26 protein-coding genes are annotated in these 24051 nt (G+C 71.2%); all 26 read right to left on the bottom strand.

The window, feature by feature from the left end:
- Positions 1 to 17: 17 nt before the first annotated feature.
- Complete coding sequence (locus tag WAT24_RS04205; RefSeq protein ID WP_336806581.1) at positions 18 to 662, bottom strand: protein phosphatase CheZ; 645 nt, start codon at positions 660 to 662, stop codon at positions 18 to 20.
- Positions 659 to 1066 carry a chemotaxis response regulator CheY gene (gene cheY / locus WAT24_RS04200; RefSeq protein WP_336806580.1) on the bottom strand — a complete coding sequence of 136 codons (408 nt, stop codon included), beginning with the start codon at positions 1064 to 1066 and terminating at the stop codon, positions 659 to 661. The genes WAT24_RS04205 and cheY overlap by 4 nt, the downstream gene beginning before the upstream one ends.
- 66 nt (positions 1067 to 1132) lie before the next feature.
- Positions 1133 to 1930, bottom strand: coding sequence for an RNA polymerase sigma factor FliA (locus WAT24_RS04195; RefSeq protein WP_336806579.1), 798 nt, complete (start codon positions 1928 to 1930; stop codon positions 1133 to 1135).
- A 1-nt stretch (position 1931) separates the two neighbouring features.
- Entirely contained in the window at positions 1932 to 2876 is a 945-nt protein-coding gene (locus tag WAT24_RS04190; protein ID WP_336806578.1) for a MinD/ParA family protein, read from the bottom strand.
- The gene (gene flhF / locus WAT24_RS04185) at positions 2873 to 4303 is read right to left on the bottom strand and encodes a flagellar biosynthesis GTPase FlhF (protein ID WP_336806577.1); all 1431 of its coding nucleotides are present in this window, start codon (positions 4301 to 4303) and stop codon (positions 2873 to 2875) included. The genes WAT24_RS04190 and flhF overlap by 4 nt, the downstream gene beginning before the upstream one ends.
- Positions 4304 to 4462: 159 nt before the next feature.
- Positions 4463 to 6556, bottom strand: a complete 2094-nt coding sequence (gene flhA, locus WAT24_RS04180) for a flagellar biosynthesis protein FlhA (RefSeq protein WP_336806576.1) — start codon at positions 6554 to 6556, stop codon at positions 4463 to 4465.
- 12 nt (positions 6557 to 6568) lie between these two features.
- Positions 6569 to 7705 (bottom strand): flagellar biosynthesis protein FlhB, encoded by a 1137-nt coding sequence (gene flhB / locus WAT24_RS04175; RefSeq protein ID WP_336806575.1) that lies wholly within the window; start codon positions 7703 to 7705, stop codon positions 6569 to 6571.
- 4 nt (positions 7706 to 7709) lie between these two features.
- Positions 7710 to 8477, bottom strand: coding sequence for a flagellar biosynthetic protein FliR (gene fliR, locus WAT24_RS04170; RefSeq protein WP_336806574.1), 768 nt, complete (start codon positions 8475 to 8477; stop codon positions 7710 to 7712).
- Entirely contained in the window at positions 8474 to 8743 is a 270-nt protein-coding gene (gene fliQ, locus WAT24_RS04165) for a flagellar biosynthesis protein FliQ (RefSeq protein WP_336806573.1), read from the bottom strand. Before fliQ ends, fliR begins: the two co-directional genes overlap by 4 nt.
- Before the next feature lie 76 nt (positions 8744 to 8819).
- The gene (fliP, locus tag WAT24_RS04160) at positions 8820 to 9590 is read right to left on the bottom strand and encodes a flagellar type III secretion system pore protein FliP (RefSeq protein WP_336806870.1); all 771 of its coding nucleotides are present in this window, start codon (positions 9588 to 9590) and stop codon (positions 8820 to 8822) included.
- A gap of 47 nt (positions 9591 to 9637) precedes the next feature.
- On the bottom strand, positions 9638 to 10024 hold the full coding sequence (gene fliO, locus WAT24_RS04155) for a flagellar biosynthetic protein FliO (RefSeq protein ID WP_336806572.1): 387 nt from the start codon (positions 10022 to 10024) through the stop codon (positions 9638 to 9640).
- Positions 10025 to 10056: 32 nt separating this feature from the next.
- Positions 10057 to 10392 carry a flagellar motor switch protein FliN gene (gene fliN, locus WAT24_RS04150; protein ID WP_336806571.1) on the bottom strand — a complete coding sequence of 112 codons (336 nt, stop codon included), beginning with the start codon at positions 10390 to 10392 and terminating at the stop codon, positions 10057 to 10059.
- Complete coding sequence (gene fliM, locus WAT24_RS04145) at positions 10389 to 11402, bottom strand: flagellar motor switch protein FliM (protein ID WP_336806570.1); 1014 nt, start codon at positions 11400 to 11402, stop codon at positions 10389 to 10391. The genes fliN and fliM overlap by 4 nt, the downstream gene beginning before the upstream one ends.
- A gap of 13 nt (positions 11403 to 11415) precedes the next feature.
- Positions 11416 to 11925: a flagellar basal body-associated FliL family protein gene (locus tag WAT24_RS04140; RefSeq protein ID WP_336806569.1), complete on the bottom strand. Its 510-nt coding sequence runs from the start codon at positions 11923 to 11925 to the stop codon at positions 11416 to 11418.
- Positions 11926 to 12468: 543 nt separating this feature from the next.
- A complete protein-coding gene (locus WAT24_RS04135; protein ID WP_336806568.1) occupies positions 12469 to 13488 on the bottom strand; it encodes a flagellar hook-length control protein FliK in 1020 nt (339 codons plus the stop codon).
- A 70-nt stretch (positions 13489 to 13558) separates the two neighbouring features.
- Positions 13559 to 13990 (bottom strand): flagellar export protein FliJ, encoded by a 432-nt coding sequence (gene fliJ, locus WAT24_RS04130; RefSeq protein ID WP_336806567.1) that lies wholly within the window; start codon positions 13988 to 13990, stop codon positions 13559 to 13561.
- Positions 13987 to 15330, bottom strand: coding sequence for a flagellar protein export ATPase FliI (fliI, locus tag WAT24_RS04125; RefSeq protein WP_336806566.1), 1344 nt, complete (start codon positions 15328 to 15330; stop codon positions 13987 to 13989). The genes fliJ and fliI overlap by 4 nt, the downstream gene beginning before the upstream one ends.
- A gap of 160 nt (positions 15331 to 15490) precedes the next feature.
- The gene (locus WAT24_RS04120) at positions 15491 to 16105 is read right to left on the bottom strand and encodes a flagellar assembly protein FliH (protein ID WP_336806565.1); all 615 of its coding nucleotides are present in this window, start codon (positions 16103 to 16105) and stop codon (positions 15491 to 15493) included.
- Complete coding sequence (fliG, locus tag WAT24_RS04115) at positions 16105 to 17091, bottom strand: flagellar motor switch protein FliG (RefSeq protein ID WP_486620466.1); 987 nt, start codon at positions 17089 to 17091, stop codon at positions 16105 to 16107. The genes WAT24_RS04120 and fliG overlap by 1 nt, the downstream gene beginning before the upstream one ends.
- 23 nt (positions 17092 to 17114) lie before the next feature.
- Positions 17115 to 18797, bottom strand: coding sequence for a flagellar basal-body MS-ring/collar protein FliF (gene fliF / locus WAT24_RS04110; RefSeq protein WP_336806563.1), 1683 nt, complete (start codon positions 18795 to 18797; stop codon positions 17115 to 17117).
- A 44-nt stretch (positions 18798 to 18841) separates the two neighbouring features.
- Positions 18842 to 19165: a flagellar hook-basal body complex protein FliE gene (gene fliE / locus WAT24_RS04105; protein WP_336806562.1), complete on the bottom strand. Its 324-nt coding sequence runs from the start codon at positions 19163 to 19165 to the stop codon at positions 18842 to 18844.
- 199 nt (positions 19166 to 19364) lie between these two features.
- Entirely contained in the window at positions 19365 to 20789 is a 1425-nt protein-coding gene (locus WAT24_RS04100) for a sigma-54 dependent transcriptional regulator (protein WP_336806561.1), read from the bottom strand.
- A 361-nt stretch (positions 20790 to 21150) separates the two neighbouring features.
- The gene (locus WAT24_RS04095) at positions 21151 to 21705 is read right to left on the bottom strand and encodes a PilZ domain-containing protein (protein ID WP_336806560.1); all 555 of its coding nucleotides are present in this window, start codon (positions 21703 to 21705) and stop codon (positions 21151 to 21153) included.
- A 223-nt stretch (positions 21706 to 21928) separates the two neighbouring features.
- Positions 21929 to 22213: a flagellar protein FliT gene (locus WAT24_RS04090; protein WP_336806559.1), complete on the bottom strand. Its 285-nt coding sequence runs from the start codon at positions 22211 to 22213 to the stop codon at positions 21929 to 21931.
- Positions 22210 to 22620, bottom strand: coding sequence for a flagellar export chaperone FliS (fliS, locus tag WAT24_RS04085; RefSeq protein ID WP_336806558.1), 411 nt, complete (start codon positions 22618 to 22620; stop codon positions 22210 to 22212). The genes WAT24_RS04090 and fliS overlap by 4 nt, the downstream gene beginning before the upstream one ends.
- 17 nt (positions 22621 to 22637) lie before the next feature.
- Positions 22638 to 24038, bottom strand: a complete 1401-nt coding sequence (fliD, locus tag WAT24_RS04080) for a flagellar filament capping protein FliD (RefSeq protein ID WP_336806557.1) — start codon at positions 24036 to 24038, stop codon at positions 22638 to 22640.
- Positions 24039 to 24051: the final 13 nt, after the last annotated feature.

Here is a 24051-nt window from a genome sequence, read left to right as displayed (position 1 = left end):
CAGGCTCTCCTCGCCCGTCAGAAGCCGAATTCGCTGAGCAGGCGGTCCGCCTCGTCCTGGCCGGAGATCTTCTCCACCACCGGCGGCGGCTCCCGTCCGGACAGCGCGCCGGTCAGGTGCACCAGCTCCAGTAGCGAGGATTCCACGCTTTCGATGAAGTTGACCACCTTCTTGATGCGCTGGCCCGACAGGTCCTGCCAGGACTGCGCCATCACCATGTCGTTGAGGCCGTCGCGGCAGCTCGCAGCGAAGCTGCCGGCCTGACGCGCCAGCGCCGCGGCCGGGGCATCGGCGGCGACGGCGTCGAGCACGCGCTCGGCGTTCTGCGCCAGCGCATCCGCTTCCGGGCTCATCCGTTCGGCGAAGTCGATGCTGCGATGGGCTGCCTGCGCGCTCATCTCCAGCACGTCGTTGAGGTGCTTGCGCACGTCGGCCACGCGGCCGGGCACGCCCTCCTGCGCCAGATCGTTGCCGAGCCGGCGTACCGCGTCGTGCAGGTCGCGCGCGAGCTGGCCCAGCGCGCGGAACAGGTGCTGCTCGCGCTGGCGCACCAACGCGTCCAGCGCCTGCTCGAAGGCGGCGCCATCGGCACTGTTGAGCAGATCGTGCAGTTCCGGCGGCAGCTGCTCGGCGCTGACCAGGGGAAGGGCAGCGGCACTCATGCCCCTGCCCCTGCCGCGGCGATGCGCTCGAAGATCTTGGTCAGCTTTTCCTTCAGGGTGGCGGCGTTGAACGGCTTGACGATGTAGCCGTTCACGCCGGCCTGGGCGGCCGCGATGATCTGGTCGCGGTTGTTCTCCGCGGTGACCATCAGCACCGGCAGCCCTTTCAGCGACGCCTCGGCGCGGATCGTGCGCAGCAGGTCGATGCCGGTCATGTTGGGCATGTTCCAGTCCGTGACCACCAGGTCGAACGGCTGCGCGCGCAGCATGGTCAGCGCGCTGTTGCCGTCGTCCGCCTCCTGGATCAACGTGTTGGTGAAACCCAGCTCCACCAGCTGGTTGCGCACGATGCGCCGCATGGTGGAGAAATCGTCGACCACCAGGATTTTCATGTTCTTGTCCAACGCTTTTCTCCGTCTGGGGGCGGGGGATGAGGTGCGGGTGGCGGGGCGGGATCCGGATGCCGCGGATCAGCGCCGTGCGCCCTCGCCGGCCGTCGCCCGCCCCTTCTTGTTGTTCTTGCGCTCCGGCGCAGCCTCGCCCTCGCGCCAGTCGCCCAGGCGCGCGCGCAGGCGCACGATCGCCTGGCCGTGGATCTGGCACACGCGCGACTCGGTCACGCCGAGCACCGCGCCGATTTCCTTCAGGTTGAGTTCCTGCTCGTAGTAGAGCGACATCACCAGCTGCTCGCGCTCGGGCAGGCTGGAGATGCCGTCGATCAGCGCCTGGCGCAGCCCGTCCTGCTCGATGCTTTCCTGCGGCCCCAGACTGGTCTGGTCGGCCACGTCGAAGGCGGCCGCGCCGTCGCCGTCGTCCGGCGCGGTGAGGCTGAGCAGGCGCGCGCTGGCGGCGTCGGCGAGGATCTGGTGGTACTCCTCCGCGCTCACGCCCAGGCGCTTGATCACCTCGGCGTCCTCGGCGTCGGCGCCGGTCTCGATCTCGATCTGGCGCACCACCTCGGCCACCTCGCGCACCTTGCGGTGCACCGAGCGCGGGGTCCAGTCGGTCTTGCGCAGCTCGTCCAGCATGGCGCCGCGGATGCGGATGCCGGCGTAGGTCTCGAAGCTGGCGGCGCGGTCGGTGGCGTAGTGCCGGGCGGCCTCGAGCAGGCCGATCATGCCGGACTGGATCAGGTCGCCGACGTCCACGCTCGGCGGCAGCCGGCCCATCAGGTGATAGGCAATACGCCGCACCAGTGGCGCGTGCTGACGCACCAACTCTTCTGCGCTCTGTCGCTGCAGTTGGAGATATTCCGATGCCACGCTCATCTCACCACCCCGCTGCCGGTACGGCCTGACCGCCGAAGAAGGCGATACGGTCCAGGCCGGCGCGCGCGGGTTCCTCCCATGTATCGACCGCACCGGCCAATTGCTTGAATGCCTGCGACGACCGCGCCGCCGGCCACAGGTCCACCACCGCGCTCTGCCGGCGGATGGCCTGGCGCAGGCGCTCGTCCTGCGGCACGAAACCCATGAAATCCAGCACCACGTCCAGGAAGCGGTCGCTCACCTTGGCGAGCTTCTGGTGCAGGGCGCGGGCCTCGCCGGCGTTGCGTACCAGGTTGGCCACGAAGCGGAACCGGCGCACGCCGAAATCGCGCGACAGCACCTTGATCAGGGCGTAGGCGTCGGTGAGCGAGGCCGGCTCGTCGCACACCACCAGCACCACGTCGTCGGCCGCCGCGGCGAACATGGCGACGTTGTCGGACAGCCCGGCGGCGGTGTCGACCAGCAGGTAGTCCGGCGGCCGGGGCAGCTCGTCGAAGGCGCGGATCACCGCGGCGTGCTCGCCGTTGCCCAGCTGTGCCAGGCGCCGCGCGCCGGAGCCGCCGGGGATCACCTTCAGCCCGTGCGGGGCCTCCAGCACCAGTTCCTCCAGCGTGGCGGTGCCGTCGAGCAGGTGACCCAGGTGGCGCGAGGGCGCCAGGCCCAGCAGCACGTCCACGTTGGCCAGGCCCATGTCGGCATCCAGCAGCATCACGTCGCGGCCGGTCATGGCCAGCGTCATGCCCAGGTTGACCGCCACGGTGGTCTTGCCCACGCCGCCCTTGCCGCCGGCCACCGCGATCGCGCGGCAACGGCGGCGCGCGGCGCCGAGCTGGGCCGCCTGGTGCGGCCGGTGCGGTGCGGGGGGCGCGCCGTCGCGCCCACCCGTCGTCGCGTTGAACATGCCCTTCAAACCCCACGCCTGGTTCATTGCAAGACTTCCGCTCATGCCTGCACCGCCATGGCGCCGAAGCGCTCGGCCAGCAGCGCCTCGTCCGCCGCCGGCGCGCCGGCCTTGAGCACCTGCGCCGCACGGCAGACCAGCAGCCGCGCATCGGCCGCTGCGATGTCCTCGGGCACGCGCTGGCCGTCGGTGGTGTAGTCCAGCGCCAGCCGGTGGCGGATCAGCACCGACAGCGCCCCGCCGAGGCTCGGCGCCTCGTCGAGTTTGGTCAGGATCGCCGCATGCGGCTTCAGCGGAAGGTAGGCGCGCACCGCCTCCTCCAGCGACTGCGCCTGCGCATTGGCGGCGAGCACCAGGCAGGCGCGCAGCCCGCCGGCGTCGCCCAGCACCTCGAGTTGTTCCTTCAGCCGCGGGTCGTTGCCGGCCAGGCCGGCGGTATCGACCAGCACCGTATGGCAACCCTTCAGCAGGTCCAGCACCTGGCGCAGGCTCTGCGCGTCGTAGGCCGGGTACACGCGCACGCCGAGCAGGCGGCCGTAGTGTTCCAGCTGCGCGGCGGCGCCGATGCGGTAGTGGTCGGTGCTGACCAGCGCCACCTGCGAGGCGCCGTGGCGCACCACCGCGCGCGCCGCGAGCTTGGCCAGCGTGGTGGTCTTGCCCACCCCGGTCGGCCCGACCAGCGCGGTCACGCCGCCTTCGTCGGACCGGCCCCGCCCGCTCACCGCCAGGCCGCGGCTGAGCATGCCCAGCGGCAGGTAGCGGGCCTGCTCGGGCGTCATCTGCGCCGGCAGCTCCTCGGCCAGCGCGCGGGCCACGTCGGCCTCGATGCCCAGCCGGGTCAGTTCGCGCAGCACGCGGGCGTGCAGCGGCTGGCGCCGTTCCATGTCGTTCCAGGCCAGGCTGGAGAGCTGCACCTGCAGCATCTCGCGCAGGCTGGAAAGCTCGGCGCGCATGCGCACGGTGTCCTGCGCGGCGCGCTCGATCAGCGGATGCACCGGGGGCTCGGCCGCGGTGTCCGGCTCGGCGGCGGCAGGCGCAGCGCGCAGCCGGGGGCGTGCCTGTTCCTGCTCGCCCTCCCCCGGCACCGCCGCGGGCGGACTCCGCCCCGGGCTTGCCGCAGAGGGACGCGGTGCGGCGGCAACCCCGCCCTCGGGCGTCGCGAGCGACGGACGATTGGCGGCCGCCGGCGTTTCGACGCGCGGCTCGCGCGGCAACGGCGGGGGCGGCGGCACGGCCGGACCCGCCGCACGCGGCGGCAGTTCGGGCGGCAATGCGGCGGGGGCCGCGGCCGGCGCCACGCCGTGCCGGGCCGCCTCGCGCACCAGCGCCTCGTCGTAGTCGACCGCGGCGATGATCTCGATGCCTTCGTCCAGCCGGCGGGTGGACAGGATCACCGCATCCGGGCCCTGCTCCTCGCGCACCTGGCGCATCGCCTGGCGCATGTCCGGCGCCACGAAACGCTTGATCTTCATGCGCGCGTGCTCCGCACGCGGGGTACGGCGAACAGGGCACGGCGAACGTCATCCCCGAGGCAAGCCAGGCGGGCGCCCGCGCGCGCCCGGCGAACTGCACGTTCCCCGTTCCCCGTTTCCCGTTCCCGCTTCGACAACGCCATAACCCGTCTCCTCGCCTTACCGTCCGAGCGCCTGCACCAGCCGCACCCTGCGGTTGTCAGGCACCTCGTTGTAAGCGAGCACGTGCAGGTTCTGTGCCACGTGGCGGGTGAAGCGCGCGAGCCACGGACGCAGCTGCGGCGGCACCAGCAACACCGCCGGTTCGCCGCTCATTTCCTGGCGGCGCGCGGCGTCGGCCACGCTCTGCTGCAGGCGGTCGGCCAGGCCCGGCTCGACCGCGGCGCCGGCCACGCCGCCGCCGGACAGCGAGTTCATCAGGATCTGCTCCAGTTCCGGCGCCAGCGTGATGACCGGCACCTCGGTACCCAGGCCGGTGATCTCCTGCACGATCTGCCGGCCCAGGGCCACGCGCACGGCGGCGGTGAGGACGCCGGGATCCTGACTCTGCCCGGCGTGCTCCGCCAAGGATTCGACGATCGTGCGCATGTTGCGGATCGGCACCCGCTCGGCCAGCAGGTTCTGCAGCACCTTGACCACCACGCCCAGCGCCAGGCGCTTGGGCACCAGGTCCTCGACCAGCTTCGGCGCGGTCTGCGCCAGACGGTCCAGCAGCTGCTGCACGTCCTGGTGGCTGATCAGTTCGTGCGCGTGGCTCTGCACGATGTGCGAGAGATGCGTGGCGACCACGGTGGCCGGGTCGACCACGGTGTAGCCCAGGCTCTGCGCCATCTCGCGCTGGCCCTGCTCGATCCACACCGCCTCCAGGCCGAACGCCGGGTCCTGCGTCTGGATGCCCTGCAGCGGGCCGTGCACGCGGCCGGGGTTGATCGCCAGGAGGCGCTCGTTGTGCACCTCGGCCTCGCCCATCGGCACGCCCATCAGGGTGATGCGGTAGGTGTTGGGCCCCAGGTCCAGGTTGTCGCGGATGTGCACCGAGGGCACCAGGAAGCCGAACTCCTGCGACAGCTTGCGCCGCACCGACTTGATGCGGCCCATCAGCTCGCCACCCTGGTGGGTGTCCACCAGCGGGATCAGCCGGTAGCCCACCTCCAGGCCCAGCGGGTCGACGCTGGCCACGTCGTCCCAGTTGAGTTCCACGCGCTCGGCCGGCACCGGCGCGGCCACCGCCGGCTCAGCCACCGTCTCGGCGAGCTTCTCGCGGGTCTCGCGCTCGCGCTTGAGCATCAGCCAGGCGGCACCGCCGCAGCAGCCGCCAAGCAGCAGGAAGGCGATGTTCGGCATGCCCGGGATCAGGCCCATCACGCCCAGCACCGCGCCGGCCACGGCCAGCGCGCGCGGCTGGCCGAACACCTGGCCGATCACCTGCTTGCCCATGTCCTGCGCCTTGGACACGCGGGTGACGATCACCGCCGTGGCGATCGACAGCATCAGCGCGGGCACCTGCGCGACCAGGCCGTCGCCGATCGTCAGCAGGGTGTAGGTCCTGGCCGATTCGCCGGCGCCCAGGCCATGCTGGAACATGCCGACGAAGAAGCCGCCGACGATGTTGATGAACAGGATCAGGATGCCGGCGGTGGCGTCGCCACGGACGAACTTCGAGGCACCGTCCATCGAGCCGTAGAAGTCCGCTTCCTCGCGTACCTCCTGGCGGCGCTCGCGGGCCTGCTCCTGGGTCAGCAGGCCGGCGTTGAGATCGGCGTCGATCGCCATCTGCTTGCCGGGCATCGCGTCCAGGGTGAAGCGGGCGGTCACTTCAGACACGCGGGTGGCGCCCTTGGTCACGACCACGAAGTTGATGATGGTCAGGATCGCGAACACCACCAGGCCGACCGCGAAGTTGCCGCCGATCACGAACTCGCCGAACGCCTCGATCACCTTGCCGGCCGCCCCCGGGCCGTCATGGCCGTGCAGCAGCACCACGCGGGTCGAGGCGATGTTCAGGGCGAGACGTAAAAGCGTCGCCATCAGCACCACCGTCGGAAAAGCGGCGAACTCCAGCGGCCGCATGACGTAGATCACCGCCAGCAGAATGACCAGCGACAGCGCGATGTTGAAGCTGAACAGCATGTCCAGCAGGAACGGCGGCAGCGGCAGCATCACCATCGCCAGCATGGCCAGCATGACCACCGGCGCACCGGCGCCGCGGCGCCCGAGCTGCTTGAGGTTCTCCATTGCGCCCACGGCGGCCATCTGCATTCCTCGTCAGAGCTTGTAGGGACCCATCAGGTCGGGATCGACCTCGGGCTGCGGCGCCGGCGGCGGCGTGTCGCCGCGTGCCGTCGCCTGCTTCAACTGGTAGACGTAGGCCAGCACCTGCGCCACCGCCACGTACAGGGCGACCGGGATCTCCCGGCCCAGCGAGGTGGTGGCATACAAGGCGCGTGCCAGCGGCGGGGCCTCGACCATCGGAATGCGGTGGCTGCCCGCCACCAGGCGGATCTGCTGGGCCAGCACGTCCACGCCCTTGGCGATCACGCGCGGCGCGCCGGCGCCGTGCTCGTCGTACTTGAGCGCGACCGCGAAGTGGGTGGGGTTGGTCACCACCACGTCGGCCCTGGGCAGCTCCTGCATCATGCGCCGGCGCGACATCTCGAACTGCACCTGGCGGATGCGACCCTTGAGCTCGGGATTGCCCTCGGTCTCCTTGGCCTCGTCCTTCAGTTCCTGCCGGGTCATGCGCAGGCGCTTGGCGTGGTCGAATTTCTGGTACAGCGCGTCGGCGCCGCCGATCAGCGCCAGAAGCGCGCCGAACAGCAGCGCCGAGCGCCCCATCAGCGACAGCGAACGCGCCACGCCGAGCGCCACGTCGGCGCGGCCTAGGGCCTGCAGCTCGTCCACCGAATGCTTGAGCAGCATCGCCAGCGCCGTGCCGATGAACAGCAGCTTGAGCAACGCCTTGCCCAGTTCCACCAGGCCGCGCATGGAGAACAGGCGGCCGAGGCCGGCCACCGGATCGAGCCGGTCGAACTTCGGCTGCAGCGCCTGCCCGCTGAATCGGATTCCGCCCAGCAGCATCGGGGCGGCGAAGGTGGCCAGCAGCGTGGCGAGGGCCACCGGCGCGAACAGCAGCAATGCCTCGCGCAACGCCAAACCCAGTGCGCGCGCCGGCAGGGCATCGGAGAACAGTGCCTCGCGGGGGTAATCCAGGCCCAGGTGGTAGATCGCGCGCGCATGCGCCATCGCCCGCGTGCTGCCGGAAAGCAGGGCCGCCACGCCGGCCATCACCACCAGCGCGCCGGACAGGTCGCGCGATCGCGGGACGTCGCCCTTTTCGCGCGCTTCGCGAAGGCGTTTTTCGGAAGGTTGTTCGGTGCGTTCCTGGTCGTCGTTCCCGGCCATGGGCTCAGGCTCCCAGCAGCTCGCGCATCAGCGACCAGGCGCTCTCCCGGAGCGTGTCGAACGCGCCCGGCAGCGCACGCAGCCCGAGCCACAGTGCGATCGAGCCCAGGCACAGGGTGATCGGAAAGCCCACCGCGAAAAGGTTCATCGAAGGCGCGGCACGGCTGATCGCGGCGAAGCCCACGTTCACCACCAGCAGCGCGGTCACCGCCGGCAGCGCCACGCGCACGGCGCCGGCGAACAGATGGGTGGCGAACAGCACCACCGCATGCAGCCCTTCCGTGCCCAGGGCCGAGGGCCCCGGCGGCAGCGTGTGGAAGCTGTCGGCCAGCAGAGCGATCAGCTTCAGGTGGCCGTCCAGCGCGAGGAACAGCAGCGTCACCAGCACCGTGTAGAACTGGCTGAGCACCGGGGTACTGCCGCCGCCGGCCGGATTGACCACCTCGGCGAAGCCAAGGCTCATGCCCTGCCCCACCAGCTCGCCGCCGAAGGCCACCGCCTCGAACACCAGCTTGAGCACGAAGCCGACCGCGGCCCCGACCACGACCTGGCCGGCCATGGTCGCCACGCCGTCGGCACTCAACGGATCGACCGCGGCCGGCGCCAGTGGCGCCAGCACCAACGTCAGCAGCAACACCAGCCCCACGCGGATGCGGGCCGGGATCATCGGCGCACCCAGCACCGGCGCGACCAGGCACAGGCCGCCGACGCGGCCGAGCGCCCACAGCAGGCCGCCGAACCAGGCCTCGATGGCAGCCAGGTCGAGCGTCACTTCACCGCCCCCGGCAAGCCCTCGATCAGCTGTCGCGTGAACTGTACCAACGTGCGCAGCATCCACGGCCCGGTCACCAGCGCCACCACCGCCATCGCGATCAGCTTGGGGATGAACGAGAGCGTCATCTCGTTGATCTGCGTGGCCGCCTGGATCACGCCGACCAACAGGCCCACCGCGAGCGCGGTCAGCAGCAGCGGCGCGGCGATCAGCATCGCCACGTAGAGCGCGTGCTGGCCGAACTCGATGACGGATTCAGGAGTCATGGGCGGCGCGTGCCGGAGGAACGGAAAATGTGCGCATCTCCCCGGCGGGGAGAGGGTGCAGAAGCGGTGCCGCCGTTCACGTGTAGAAACTCCCGGCCAGCGTGCCGATCAGCAGCGTCCAGCCATCGACCAGCACGAACAGCATGATCTTGAACGGCAGCGAAATGATCATCGGCGAGACCATCATCATGCCCATCGACATCAGCACGCTGGCCACCACCAGGTCGATGATCAGGAACGGAATGAACAGCAGGAAGCCCATCTGGAACGCGGTCTTCAGCTCCGAGGTGAGGAACGCCGGCATCGCCACGCGGAAGGGCACCTCGTCCTTGCCGGCGTAGGGCTTCTCCCTGGCCAGCTGGGTAAAGAGCTGCAGGTCGGCGTCGCGGGTCTGGTCGAGCATGAAGCGCTTGAACGGCGCACTGGCGGCAGGCAGCGCCTGCTCGGCGGTCATCTGGCCGTCCATGTACGGCTTGACGCCATCGCCGTAGGCCTTGTTGAACACCGGCCCCATCACGAACAGGGTGAGGAACAGCGCCAGCCCGAGCAGCACCTGGTTGGGCGGCGTCGATTGCGTGCCCAGCGCCTGGCGCAGGAAGCCGAGCACGATGATGATGCGGGTGAACGAGGTCATCATCAGCAGGATCGCCGGCAGCAGCGTGAGGACCGTCATCAGGCCCAGCAGCTGCAGCGACAGCGTCCAGTTCTTCGCGCCACCGGGCGCGTCGTGCACGGTCAGCACCGGGATGCCGCCGGGCGAGGCGGGACTGGCCGGCATGGCGAGCGCCGGCGCGGCCGGTGCGGAAGCCGCCTGCGGCGCGGCGAAGACGAACAGCGGCAGCAGCATCAGCACCAGTACGAGCAGCGGCCGCCAGCGGCGGAACGGACGGACTTTCACGGATTGCGTTTCCAGCGCGACAGCAGTTGCGCGAAGTTGGGGGCCGCCGGTGCGTCGGACGGAGGGGCGGCGTCGGCCGGAGCCGCGCCTTCGTAGACGTGCAGCGTGCGCAGGCCGCCCTGCCCCACGCCGACCAGCAGGCGCTTGCCGTCGGCGTCGAGCAGCAGCACGCGCTCGCGCGCACCCACGGCCAGGGTTTCCACGCAGCGGATGCGCCGGCCGCCCGGCGGGGTGCGCGCCTGCAGGCGGCGGCTCATCCAGCCGGCGACGAAGATCAGCGCGATCACCGCCGCGAGGCTGAGCAGCACCCGCAGCAGCTCGCCGCCGACGTTGATGTCGGGCGAGGAGGCGACAGGCGCCAGGGCGCAGGCCCAGCGCTGCACGTTCCCCGTTCCCCGTTCCCCGTTCCCTCCCATCAGCGCAGCTTCCGCACCCGTTCGGCCGGACTGACCACGTCGGTCAGGCGGATGCCGAACTTCTCGTTGATCACCACCACCTCGCCGTGCGCGACCAGCGTGCCGTTGACGAACACGTCCAGCGGCTCGCCGGCGGCGCGGTCCAGCTCCACCACCGAGCCCTGGTTCAGCTGCAGCAGGTTGCGGATGCTGATGCGGGTGCGCCCGACCTCCATCGCCAGCGTCACCGGCACGTCGAGGATCATGTCCAGGTTGACGTCGCCGGCGTCGGCGGCCAGGCCGGTCAGGGCGTCGGGTTCGATGCGGTCGGCGACCGCGGCATCGTTGGCAGTCATGCGCTCTTCTTCTCTGTGAAATCGCCGGGCGCGCGCATCTCGCGGCGGCCGACCTGGGTCTGGAACTGGATCGCGGCGCGGCCGTTGGCCTGGCCGTAGCGGCCGCGGAACACCGGCACGTCCTCGGCGAACACCGTGCACAGCTCGGGCAACTGCACCGGGATCACGTCGCCCGGGCGCAGCCGCAGGAAATCCCCGATCGACAGCTCCATCTCGAACAGCAGCGAGCTCAGCTCGACGTCCGCGTCGAGCACCTCCTCGTGCAACTGCTCCATGAAGCGCTCGTCGCGGTCGGCCAGGTCGCTCTGCACGCCGGCGTCGAGCAGCGTGCGGATCGGCTCGACCATGGCGTAGGGCAGGGTCAGGTGGATCTCGCCGCCGCCGCCGTCGAGCTCGACGTGGAAGCGCGAGACGACCACCGTCTCGGTGGGGCTGACGATGTTGGCGAACTGCGGGTTGATCTCGGAGTTCAGGTACTCGAACTCCAGCGGCAGCACCGGGTTCCACGCCTCGACCATGGCGCCGAACAGCTCGGCCAGCATGATCTGGATCACCCGGTTCTCGGTCGCGGTGAAGTCGCGGCCCTCGATGCGCGCGTGGAAGCGCCCGTCCCCGCCGAAGAAATTGTCGATCACGGTGAACACCAGTCGCGGCTCCAGCACCACCAGGGCCGTGCCGCGCAATGGCTTGATCTTCACCAGGTTGAGGTTGCTCGGCACGGCCAGGCCGTGCACGTACTCGGCGAACTTCACCATCTTCACGCCGAGCACCGACACCTCGCAGGCCTTGCGCAGCACGTTGAAGACGCCCAGCCGGAAGAAGCGTGCGAAGCGGTCGTTGACCATCTCCAGCGTGGGCAGGCGCCCGCGGACGATGCGGTCCTGCTGGGTGAAATCGTAGGGACGGACCGCCTCGTCGGGGAGCGGCTCGTCTTCGCCGGTGGCAACGGTGCCGCCCTCGACCCCGTCGAGCAGCGCATCGATCTCGTCCTGGGAAAGCAGGTCGCTCATGGGCGCGATGGCCTCACTGCATCACGAAACTGGTGAAGTACACCGCGTCGATGCCGGGCTTGCCGGTGCGCGCGGCGACGATCTTGCGGACCGCGTCGAGCGCCTCGGCCTGCAGCTTCTGCTTGCCGGCGGGGTCGCTGAGCACGGTGTAGTCCTGGCGGCTGAACAGCATCACCAGGGCATTGCGGACGATCGGATCGACGCTCTTGACCACGTCCAGGTCCGAGGGGTCGTGCGACATCAGCGTCACGCCGACCTGCAGGTAGCGCATCGAATCGTCGTCGCGGAAATTGACCACGAACGCCGGGTCCAGCGGCAGGAAGTACTCGGGTTGCGTCTTGACCGGTGCGGCCTCGGCCGTCTTGGCGGTCGCCTCGGCCTTCCCGTGCGTGCGCAGCGCGGCCAGCGTGTAGGCGCATACGCCCGATACCGCCAGCAGCGCCACCACCAGCCCGATCACCAGCGGCGAGCGGCTCTTCTTCTGCACCACCGTCGCCACTGCGTCCTGTTCCGTCGTTGCCATGCCTACCCTCGATCCGTTGGTCTCTGGCGCCACGGGGCGCCACCTTGCAGGAGCACCGTTGCAAGCCGCATGCCACGGCGGCGGGCCCTGTCCCAGCCATGTTTGCGGCCGAAACGGCGCTTTCTTGACGCGCGCCGGCGATCGCGCGCGTCGCGATCACGACGGGTGTCTGAAAGCCGGCGCGGCCGGCCGGCGCGTTCGGGTCGGCGGAGTGTGGGGCGTACCGGCTGCGCCTCGACTTGGGCGCTTCGCGCCAACGCTCGGTGCGAGCGGCTGGGTAGGGAGCACGGAAAACCGGCGCCACCGATCCGGTACGCCGGGTGACATGCGGGAGGAAGCCGGCGCCGGTGCCGGGGCGCGAGCGGGCTTCGAGTCCGGCCCTGGCACCTGGGCGCCGCGGTCGCCGTTGCGAGGGGGTCTCTCGCACTCTCCCGGAGGGCCCTGCGATCCAGCCGCCCTCCCGAGGGTCAGCGTCGAGCCCTACACAGCCGCGCTCCCTCGCAGCCACCGCAGCCGCGGCAGACCGGGGCCGGGACGCCGGCCTCAGGCGAACGTGTCGAGCATCCCGAGGCCGGCGACCGGCGTGCCGGCCACCGCGGCCGGCTCGCTCTCGATCTCGCCGGACGCGCCGGCGGCCTCGCCACCCCGGCCACCCTCGCCCTGCTGCTGGCGCTGTCCCACGTCCGCCTGGCCGAGCGCCAGGCCGTGGTGGGCCAGCAGGGTGTCCAGTTGCGGCAGCGTCTGCTGCACGACGTGGACGGCGGCCGGATGCTGCACGGCGAAGCTGACGTCGACACGGTCGTGGTTCAGGCTGACCTTCACGTCGAGCGCGCCCAGTTCCTCCGGGTGCAACCGGATGCGGGCCTGCTTGACCTCCTGCGTGCCCAGCCAGGCGACGTGCTGGCCGAGCTCCTGGGCGAATACGGGGGTACCGGCCGGACTGGAGATGCTGAGCGCGTGCGCCGGTGCCGCGTTCGCGGCCGGGTCGGCGGGCGGGACCGGCGCCGCGGCCAGCGCCGCGGCGGACCCGTCCGGGAGCGCCTGCGCGGCGGCCTTGCGGTCCGCTGCCACCGCCAGCACCGGCGCCAGTGCCTCGGCCGGCGTGGCCGGACCGGGTCCGGTTGCCGCCATGGCGGCCGTGGCGGCGCCGGCCAGCAGCACCAGCCCGGCCGGCGCGGTCGCCGGCTTGGCGTCCTCGCCCGCCCGGACCGGCGTGTGCGCCATCGTGTCGGCGAGCGCGGCCGGCTTGGCCGGTGCCGCCTGGCCGATCAAGGCGAGCATGGCGGCGGCCAGTGCGGCCGCGTCGGCGTCGGGCGTCTTTGCGGCGGGGTCCCCGGGTGCCTGGTGTGCCTTGGCCGTGGCAGGCGCTTCGGCCCGGGCCTCGGCCTCGCCGTGGCCTGCCTCCCGGGCCGGCGCATCCTGCGCCTCGCCGTGCTGCTGGCGCGCGGCATCCAGGTGCCGGTCGAATCGCGCGGCATCCTCGGTGGGAGCGGGGCCTGCGGCGGGCCGCGCGGGCGGGGCCCGCGGCGTGGCGGGGATGACGGCAGCGGTGGTCGCGCCCATGGTTACCTCGTCGATGGCTCTGGCGGCGGAAGACGCCCGTCAGGCAGCCAGCAAACTTCGCGCCAAGCCCTCATCGCACGGGCCGTCGGTGCTGCATGCGTTCGTCGATCTGGTTCTGCTCGTGCCGCTCCTCGGCCTTGCGCTCCTGCTCGCGATAACGGTCGATCACGTTGTCCAGCGCGGCCTCGCGGGCGTGCGCGTCGCGCCACTGCGCGCGCGCCTGCTCGAGCAGGCGGTGCTGGCGTTCGATCTCCAGCGTCTGCTGGGCGATCGCCCGGTCGATGCGCTCGACGAATTGCTGACGGTTGATCAGCGCACTGGCCGTCAAGCCGCCGACGCCGGCGGCGTTGGCGTATTCCTGGCGGTAGCCGCGCAGTTCGGCCAGCTGGCGCTCGGCCCTGGCCAGGCGCTGCTGCTGCTCGGCGAGCCTGAGCACCGCGTCCTCGCTGCGCTGCCTGGCCTGGTCCGCGGCCGGCTGCAGGCGGTCGGCGCGCTTGTTCATTGCGTGGCCTCCGCGGCGAGGGCGTTCAGGGCGGCGATGCCGTCGGCGAGGTTCATCGGTTCGTCCACTTCCTGTTGCAGGAACGCGCGCAGCCGGGGCCACATCACGATGGCCTGGTCGACCTGCGGGTCCGAGCCTTTCTGGTAGGCGCCCACCGCGATCAGGTCACGTTGCTGGCGATAGGCGGAATAGACCTGGCGGAAACGCTGCGCCGCGCGCTGGTGTTCGCGCGCGGTGACCGCCGGCATCACGCGGCTGATCGAGGCCTCGATGTCGATCGCCGGGTAATGCCCGGCCTCGGCCAGGTCGCGCGACAGCACGATGTGGCCGTCCAGGATCGCGCGGGCGGCGTCGGCGATCGGGTCATGGCGGTAGTCGTCGCCTTCGGTCAGCACGGTGTAGAACGCGGTGATCGAACCGCGCCCCTCGGCGTCGTTGCCGGCGCGCTCGACCAGCGCCGGCAGCATGGCGAACACCGACGGCGGGTAGCCCTTGGTCGCCGGCGGCTCGCCGATCGCCAGCGCGATCTCGCGCTGGGCCTGCGCGTAGCGGGTCAGCGAATCCATCAGCAGCAGCACGCGCTGGCCGCGGTCGCGGAACCATTCGGCGATCGCGGTGGCGTACTGCGCGCCGCGCAGGCGCTTGAGCGGCGGCGCGTCCGCGGGGGCGGCGACGATCACCGCGCGCCGGCGGCCTTCCACGCCCAGCGTGTGCTCGACGAATTCCTTCACCTCGCGGCCGCGTTCGCCGATCAGGCCCACCACCACCACGTCGGCGTCGGTGTAGCGGGTCATCATGCCCAGCAGCGTGGACTTGCCCACGCCGGAGCCGGCGAACAGGCCCAGGCGCTGGCCGCGGCCGACGGTGAGCAGTGCGTTGATCGCGCGCACGCCAGTGTCCAGCGGGGTGTCGATGGGCTTGCGCGCCATCGGGTTGATCGGCTCGGCCTTGAGCGCGGCGTGCTCGCCGGTGTCCAGCGCGCCCATGCCGTCCAGCGGCAGGCCGTCGGCGCCGACCACGCGTCCGAGCAGGCCGGCGCCGACCGGCAGGCCGCCGGCGCGGGCGAGCGGGCGCACCCGTGCGTTGGGCAGCACGCCGTGCATCTCGCCCACCGGCATCAGCAGCAGGCGTTCGTCGGCGAAGCCGACCACCTCGGTGTCGAGCTGGTTGCCGTCGGCGGTGTCGACCAGGCAGCGCGCACCCAGCGCGGCCTCGCAGCCCTCCGCCTCGAGCGTGAGACCGACCACGCGGCGCAGGCGACCTTCGACGATGAGCGGGTGCGCGGTTTCGGCGCGCCGCCGGCGGCGGGCGAGCTGTCCGGCCCAGGCAGCGCGGCTCATGCGGGCCTCCGGCCGGGTGCCCGGCCGCCGTGGGAGCGAGCTTGCTCGCGATGCCCTTTGCGCCGGATCCCCACCGACGACGGAAGGTTCGCCAGCAAGCTCGCTCCCGCCTTGGCGCCGGCGCGTTCCCGGGCTGCCAGGTGCGTGCCGGCGGACGAGGTCACGGCGCCGCCTCCTCGCCCAGCACCGCATCGACCACGGCGGACAGGCGCGTCTCCAGGCTGGCGTCCAGGCGCGAGCGCTCGCTTTCGAGCCGGCAGCCGCCGCGCTGCAGCGCGGGATCGGCGACCAGGTGCCAGTGCGCCTCGGTGACTTCCAGCTCGCGCAGCAGGGCCAGGTCGTCCGGATGCAGGCGCACGCGCAGTTCGCGGGTCGCGGATGGCAGCGCTGCGACGGCCTGGCGCACGGCCTGCACGATACGCTCCGGCTGCATGGCCAGCTCGTGCGCGATCACGCGGCGGGCGATGACCACCGCAAGCTGCGCCAGCTCCTGCTCGACGACGGCGTCGAGCGCGTCGAGCGGACGGGCAGCCTGCTCGCAGATCGAGGCCAGCCGCGCCGCCTGCTCGCGCCCCTGCGCGCGCGCCTCGGCCAGCCCTTGCGCGAGGCCGGCGGCGTAGCCCTCCTCGCGGGCCTGGCGCTCGAGCGCCTCCAGGTCGCTGACGGTGGGATGCGCGGCCGGCTCGGCCGCAGCCGACGTGGGCGCGTCGCCGACCTGCGGCGGCTCCCAGCGCTGGTAGCCGGCGACGGCGTCGCGGGCGAGCACGCCGCCCATCAGACCAGGTCATCCCCGCCGCCGAGGGTGATCTGCCCGGCATCGGCCAACCGGCGCGCGATGCCGAGGATCTCCTTCTGCGCAGCGTCCACCTCGGACACGCGCACCGGCCCGGCGACTTCCAGGTCGTCGCGCAGCATGTCGGCGGCGCGCTTGGACATGTTGGCGAACATCTTCTCGCGGATCGCCGGCTCGGCGCCCTTCAGGGCCACGATCAGGCGCGGCGACGGCACTTCGCGCAGCAGCGCCTGCATCGAGCGGTCGTCCAGCTCCACCAGGTCGTCGAAGACGAACATCAGGTCCTCGATCTTGGTGCTGAGGTTGGGATCCTGGCTGCGGATCGCGGCCATCAGCTCGGCCTCGCGCGAGGTTTCCATCGCGTTGAGGATGTTGGCCGCCGCCTTCAGCCCGCCGACGCTGGCCGACTTGAGCTTGTTGGTGTTGCCGGAGAACTGGCGCTCCATGATCTCGTCCAGCTCGTTGAGCGCGTGCGGCTGCACGCCATCGAGCGTGGCGATGCGCATCACCGCATCCGAGCGCGCGCGCGAGGGCAGGTAGCCGAGCACCTCGGCGGCCTGGTCCGGCTCCAGGTGCGCCAGCACCAGGGCGATGATCTGCGGGTGCTCCTGCCCGATCATCTCGGCGATGGCGCGCCCTTCCATCCACTTGAGCGATTCCAGCCCCTTGCTGGAACGGCCGAGCAGGATGCGGTCGATCAGGCTGCCGGCCTTGCTCTCGCCCAGCGCGTTGGTGAGGATCTTGCGGATGTATTCCTCGGTACCGACACCGAGCGCGGTCTGGCGGCCGAGATCGTCGTGCAGCCGGGTGAGGACCTGGTCGACCTGCTCGCGCGAGACGCTGGTGAGGCTGGCCATGGCCTGGCCGACCGCCTGCACGTCACGCGCGGAAAGGTGCTTGAGCACCTCGGCGGCGTCCTGCTCGCCCAGGGTGAGCAGCAGGATCGCGGCGCGCTGGGCGCCGGTGATTTGCGGTTCGTGTTTCATGGCGCCTAGCCGCCGTCCTCGCCGACCCAGTTCTTGACCACCTGCGCCACCTGCCTCGGGTTGTCGCTCACCATGCGCCTGGCCAGGCCCACCTTCTGCTCGTAGCCGATCACCTGCGCTTGCGGCGCGGCGAGACGATTGCGCTCATCCTCCTCGTCATCGGCCACGCGCACGGAAACCGTAGGCACGCGACCGGCGCCGGCCAGCGCCGGCTGCGGGCCGCCGCGCAGCAGCCCCTTGAGCAGCGGGCGCAGCAGGCCGAAGGCCACCACCAGCGCGATCAGCACGCCGATCGCCTGCTTGATCAGGTCGAGCACGCCGGGGCGCTGCCAGATCGGCAACTGCTCGGGCGCATCGGCCGCCGGCGCCTGGTGGAAGGGCTGGTTGATCACGCTGACGCTGTCGCCGCGCGCGGCATTGAAGCCCACCGCGTTCTTGGTCAGCTCGGTCAGGTGCGCCAGCTCCTGCGCCGTGAACGGCACGCTGGTGTCGCCCTTGGGACCGGGCACGGTCTTGTTGTCGACCACCACCGCCACGGTCAGGCGCGCCAGCCGCCCGGCCGGATCGCTGGTGTGGCTGATGGTGCGGTCCAGCTCGTAGTTGCGGGTGGCGCTGGAGGAGCTGTCGCCGCCCTCGGCCTGCGCGGTGGCCGTCGCCGCGGCGGTCTTGGCGCCGGCGGCGGGATTGGCCGCGGTCGGCTGCGCCGCCATCACCGGCGGCTGGTTGCTCAGCGCACCGGGCACGCCGCCATCGGCGACGCTGCCGGCCGCGCGGCGCTCGCTGCTGGTCTGCTCGCTGCGCAGCGCCGGGTGATCGTGATCGAAGGTCTCGCTGGCCTTTTCGGTGGCGCTGAAGTCGAGGTCGGCGTACACCTGCGCGCGCACCTTGCCGGGGCCGACCAGCGGCGTCAGCAGTTCCTCGATGCGCTGCGCGTAGGTGTTCTCCATCCGCGTCGCCAGGCGCAGGCGGCTGTCGCCGACCGCGGTCGCGCTGTCCGGATCGGCGCTGGTGAGCAGCTGGCCCTGCTGGTCGATCACCGAGACCTGCTTGGGATCGAGGTCCGGCACCGAGGCGGCGACCAGGTGCACGATCGCGGCCACCTGGCTGGCGTCGAGCTGGCGGCCGGGATAGAGCGTGACCAGCACCGAGGCGCTGGCCTGGCGGCTGTCGCGGATGAACGCCGAGGGCTTCGCCAGCGCCAGGTGCACGCGTGCCGAACGCACGCCCTGCAGGCTGCCGATGGTGTTGCCCAGATCGGATTCGAGCATCTGCTGGTAGCGCGTGCGCTCGGCCAGGTCGCTCATGCCGAAGGGCGAATCGGCCTGGGGCATGGCGCCGCTGGACGCGGTGCCCTGGGGCAGGCCCTGCCCGGCCAGGCGCAGCCGGATCGCCGCCAGGTCCGAGGCCGGCACCATGATCGAACTGCCGTCGTTGCCCAGCTGGTAGGGCGTGTTGCTGGCCTGCAACGCCTGCGTGATCGCCGCCGCGTCCTGCTGGCCCAGGCCGGCGTAGAGCAAGCCCCAGTTGGGTCCGCGCGACCACAGCACCACCGCCACGCCCAGCGCCACGGCCGCGGCCATGCCGGCCAGCAGCAACAGTTGCCGCGTGGCCGGGCTGCGCGCGAGTTGCCGCAGGTCGAAGCGGTTGGCGTCGCTGTCGTTGGTGGTCGCGATGGCGTTGTCGGCCATGGGAGGATGTCATCCGTAAACGAAAGGGGAGCGCAACGGCGCGCTCAGACCGGCATGTTCATGATGTCCTTGTAGGCATCGACCAGCTTGTTGCGCACTTCGGTCATCGCGCGCAGCGAGAGGTCGGCCTTCTGGATCGCCACCATGGTGCGGCCGAGGTCGGCGCCGGGGTCACCCCGTTCGAAGCTGGCCGCCATCGCGCCGGCCTGCTGCTGGCTCTCGCTCACCGTGGCGATGGACTGCCGCAGCAGCGCGCCGAAGTCCGCCTTCGGTGCCGGGGCCGCCTTCAGGACGGTTTCCGCCGGGCGCACCTGGGCGGAGAGCTGGCGCATCTGGGCGAGCAGGTTGTTGACGTCGATCGTGCTCATGTCGGGTTTCCGGCGCGTGGCGGGTTTCGGAAGGTGGGTTGCACGAGGCGTGCCACTGCGGGCGGGACCAGGGACGGGGCGGATCCGGTCTCGTCGCGCAGGGGGCGGCGAGGACCTCGCCAGCCTTCGCGGGGAACCAGAGGGACGGGAAAACCGCCGGGCAATACAGCGCCGACGCTCTCCGCTCCCCGATTCCGCCTCAGGCCGCCAGGCTGCCCTGCAGGCCGTACTTGCGCAGCTTCTCCACCAGCGTGGTGCGCTGCATGCGCAGCAGCTTGGCGGCATGGGCGACCACCCCGCCGGTGGCTTCGAGCGCCTGGCGGATCAGGCCGACCTCGATGTCGGCCAGGTGATCCTTCAGGTCGATGCCGCCTTCGGGCAACAGCGTGGCGTCGGCGGCGTGCGCGGCGCCGGCCGACGCGGTCGGCGCGGCGGCCTCCTCCATCAGCGTCAGCAGCGAGGCGCCGCGCACCTCGTCGACCGTCTGGCGGCCGCGGTACTTTTCCGGCAGGTCGGCGGCGCGGATGTCGCCGTGCGGATACAGGATCGCCAGCCGCTCGACCAGGTTGCACAGCTCGCGCACGTTCCCAGGCCAGGCGTACTGGTGCAGCGCGTTGAGCGCGCCGGTGGTGAACCGCACGCTGCCCAGGCCGCGCCGCGCCAGGCGCTGGTTGAACTCGTCGATCAGCACCGGCAGATCGTCCAGGTGCTCGCGCAGGGCGGGCATTTCCAGCGGGAACACCGACAGGCGGTAGAACAGGTCCTCGCGGAACTGGCCGTTGGCGATGGCCTGCTCCAGGTTGCGGTGGGTGGCGGCGATGATGCGCACGTCGCAGCGCTGGCTCTTGGTGCCACCGACGCGCTCGAACACGCGTTCCTGCAGCACGCGCAGCAGCTTGACCTGCATCGGCAGGCTCATGTCGCCGATCTCGTCGAGGAACAGCGTGCCTCCCTCGGCCAGCTCGAAACGTCCCTTGCGCGCGCTGATCGCGCCGGTGAAGGCGCCCTTCTCGTGGCCGAACAGCTCGCTCTCGAGCAGCTCGGCCGGGATCGCCCCGCAATTGATCGCCACGAACGGGCGGTCGCGGCGCGGCGAACATTCGTGGATGGTCCGCGCGACCATTTCCTTGCCGGTACCCGATTCGCCGAGCACCAGCACGCTCGAGTCGAACGGCGCAACCTGGCGGATCAGCGCGTTGACCCGCCGCATCGGCGCCGATTCGCCGACGAAGCGCAGCTCGCCGCGGCGCCCACCCAGCAACCGTGCGTAGAGGCTGCGCATCACCTCGGCCAGCTGCTCGTAGCGCAGCGGGAATTCCACCATGCCGATGCGCGCGGCGAACGGCGAGTCGGTGGCGCACAGGCGGGCGGACCATTCCGAGTCGCGGGCCAGCAGCACCGGCACCTGGTCGGCGGCCGCGCCGAGCAGGGCGAACTGGCGCTCGGCCTCGGCCGGGTCGGCGACGCTGCCCACGTAGACGGCGCGCCAGGCATGGGTCGATTCGTCCGCGGCGACGCAGTCCTCACCTCGCTGCGGGTGGTAACCGAGGAAATGCAGGGCGGACAGGATGGACTCGGCCCGTACCTCGTTCGACTCGATCACCAGGAAATCGACCTTGCTCATGTTGCGCCTCCACTTGCGATGCTGAAACGAAGACCAGCCGATCCGTGCCGTACCACGTGCCGGCTTTCCGTCACCGATCCGCGGGAGAGGGAGCAAGAAGAAGGCCAGCGCGGAGACCGCTTCGCGGCGTCCGCGGACGGGCCGGTGGCCCTAATACGTCACCCGTGAAGGAAACGTCGTGACACAACCGGTCCGCAACGCCGCAACGGAGACGGTTTGCCGGCGCGCCAGGGGTTCGACGGAGGTGACCGAACGTGACACCGCACCGCGGCAGCGCGCCAAATCGGCGACGCGCAGGCTTGCGAAAATGTGATGCGATTCACGCGGCCGGGTAAGCGCTTCCAGCCACCCGCAAGGGGGCTCAACCCGCCGCCTGGCGCGCACCTGCCACTTTGCGTCGGTGGTGACGAAACACGAACCGTTCGAGTGACGCGGCGACGCCATCGCCCAGTCCGTGGAAGGCGGCATAGGCGCTGCCGTCGTCGAACCGGCGCTCGATCCGCGCCGGCAGTTCCAGCGGTGCGCCGGGGCAGACGTCGAAGTGCAGGCGCAGCAGCAGGGCCTCGCCCGGCGGCAGCAGCGCCGGCGGCAGCACCGCGCCGATCGCGTTGAAGCGCAGGCCGCGCCGCGGCGGCAGCGCATCGGCCGGCAGCGCGATGCGGTTGACCATGTCGATCAGCGCGTTGAGCTTGGCATCCAGGCGGGCCAGCTCCTGCATCACCGGCCCCTCGTCGTCCACGGACTCGGCGCGCCGTTCTTCCAGCGCCGCCACCGTGCCGAGCGCGGCCGTATTGCGCTCGGCCAGGCGCTGCAGGAGCGGTTCGGGCATCGGCCAGGCCAGCGGCCGGCTTTCGGCATGCCAGTCGTCCTCGCAGACCAGCCGCTGTCCGAATTCATCCCAGGTGCTGGCGGTCATGACGGGTCTCCGGCGCTCGCTCGTCGGCCGAGTGTATGCAAGCACCGCGCCGCGGCCGTACGACGGCGCGTGCCCTCCCTTTCCCCCACCGGGAGAAGGCCGGATGGGCGGGTGCGGCCGCCGGCCGCATCGGCGCGCAGCTTGGCGGGGCAAGGGTGGCTCGCCATCCGCGCGTTCCCGCAGGAAACGGGCGGATCGGAGGCATGCCGGGGGAACGGCGCGGTCAGCCGCCGTAGGCGGCGATGGCCCTGGCGCGGTCGTGCTCGGCCTGCCACTGTTCGCCGGCGCGGTCGCGCGCGTGGCTGATCAGCGCGTACAGTTCGCGGTCCAGCGCGAGTAGCTCGCCCAGCTGGCGGACGCAGTCCTCGTCGCGCGTCAGCGGCTGCATCACCCACGGGTGACGTTCGGTCTCCAGCGCGATGAGCCGCTCCCAGTCTTCGCCGCGGGCGGCCTCGAGCATCTGGCGGGTCAGCGCCAGCGCGCGCGCCAGCGGCTGCTCGCCGTTCACGCGGCGGCGCCGGCGGGACGCCGGGCCTCGAGCGGGATCTGCACCCAACTGGCGCGGATCTTCTGCAGCAGCGTGCTGACCTCGTCCAGCGCGCCCACGTCGTTGCGCAGGTTGGCGTGCAGCAGGCGCCGGCCCATGTAGTCGTAGAGCGCGTCGAGCTGGCCCACCAGCGGCGTCTCGACCTTGGGGTCGAGCGCGTCGCGCAGGCCGCCGATGATCTCGATGCAGCGCCCGATCACCTCGCCCTTGGCCGCGATCTCGCCCCGCTGCATGTGGCCGCGGGCCGTGACCAGGCGCTCCAGCGCGCCGTCCATGAGCAGGGTGATCAGGCCGTGCGGGTCGGCCGATTCCACGCCGCCGTGCGAGCGGACCTGCTGGTAGGCGCTGGCGCCCTGTCCGAAAGCCATGGTGTGTGTCCTCCGACTTACTTGTTCTTGTTCGCCGCGGTGAGCGCGTCGAACTGCTGGGTGAGGTAGCTGCTGGTGCTGTTGAGTTTGGTCAGCAGCGTGTCGAGCGCGCTGAACTGGCGGGTGTAGCGCGTGGTGAGCGCGGCCATGCGGCTGTCGAGCTCGCTCTGGCGGTCGCTGAGGCTGGAAAGCTGGTCGTTGAGGTTGTCGGTGCGCGTCTCGAGGATGCCGCTGTCGCCGATCCAGTTGTCCAGTGCGCTGTCGAGCTTGGCGGCGAAGCCGTCGCTGCCGCCGAACAGCGCCTTGACGCTGCCGCCGCCATTGCTGAGCGCGCTGCTGAGGTCGCCGCTGTCGACCTTCAGGGTGCCGTCCAGCTGCAGCGTCACGCCGATGGCGCTCAGGCTGCTGCCGTTGGCGGCGCCGCCGAATACCGCCGCCAGCGTGCCCTTGATGCTGTTCAGCGTGGCGTCGCCGATCAGGGCGCCGGCCGAGCCGCTGGCGGCATCGTAGCGGGTCAGGTTCTTGTAGATGCCGATGAAGCTGTTGTACGTGTTGACCAGATTGGTCACCGCACTGGTGGCCTTGGCGGTGTCGCTGCTGACGGTGACGCTGGTGCTGCCGGGCGCGGCGAGGTTGAGGGTGAGGCCGTCGATGGCGGTGCTGACGGTGTTGCCGGCACTGCTGCCGGCCAGGCCGTCGATGGTGAACTGGGCGTCCTGCGCGGCATCGACCACGGTCAGGCCGTTGCCCGAGCTCGCCGCCGGATCATAGGCGAGCGCCGCCAGGCCGCCGTCGCCGCCGCTGCTGCTCACGCTGAAGCCGTTGGCCGCGCCGGTGCGCGTGCTGCGCAGCACCAGGTGCGCGCCGTCGGTGCCGGTGACGATCGCGGCGGACACGCCGGGGTTGTCGGTGGCGCCGTTGATCGCGTCGCGGATCGCGCCCAGCGACGCATGCGCGCTGTCGATGTCCAGGTTCACGGCCTGGCCGTCGACGGTGATGGTGAGGGTGCCGGTACCGACGGCGGCGTTGCTGTCGGTGAAGGCGCCGGAGGAGGCCTTCATCGCCTTCGCCAGCTGGGTCACGGCGACCTGGTAGCTGCCGTTGACCGCGCCGTCGTGGCTGCTGGCGGTAAGAATGGTGTCATCGCCGACCGCGACGCCGTGCGCATTCAGCGCGCTGCCGTCCTTGAGCGGACCGAGCGCGGACTGCAGCGCCGCGAGTGCCGCGCTGACCTGGCCGAGCGCGGAGATCTGCATCTGCGTCTTGCTGGTCTGGCTGTCGATCTGGTTCTGCAGCGGCGCCTTGCGCGCTGCGACCAGCTGGGTGACCAGGGAGGTGACGTCGATCCCGGATCCGATGCCCGCGGCGGAGAACAGCGCGCCGGCGGAGGAACCACTGGAATTGACGGTCATGGCCATGGTCGGAAATCCT

Origin of the sequence: Fulvimonas yonginensis, from assembly GCF_037137055.1 — a bacterium.
In the GTDB taxonomy this organism is placed as follows: Bacteria; Pseudomonadota; Gammaproteobacteria; order Xanthomonadales; family Rhodanobacteraceae; genus Frateuria_A; species Frateuria_A yonginensis.
This window is presented reverse-complemented; position numbering and strand designations above follow the sequence as displayed.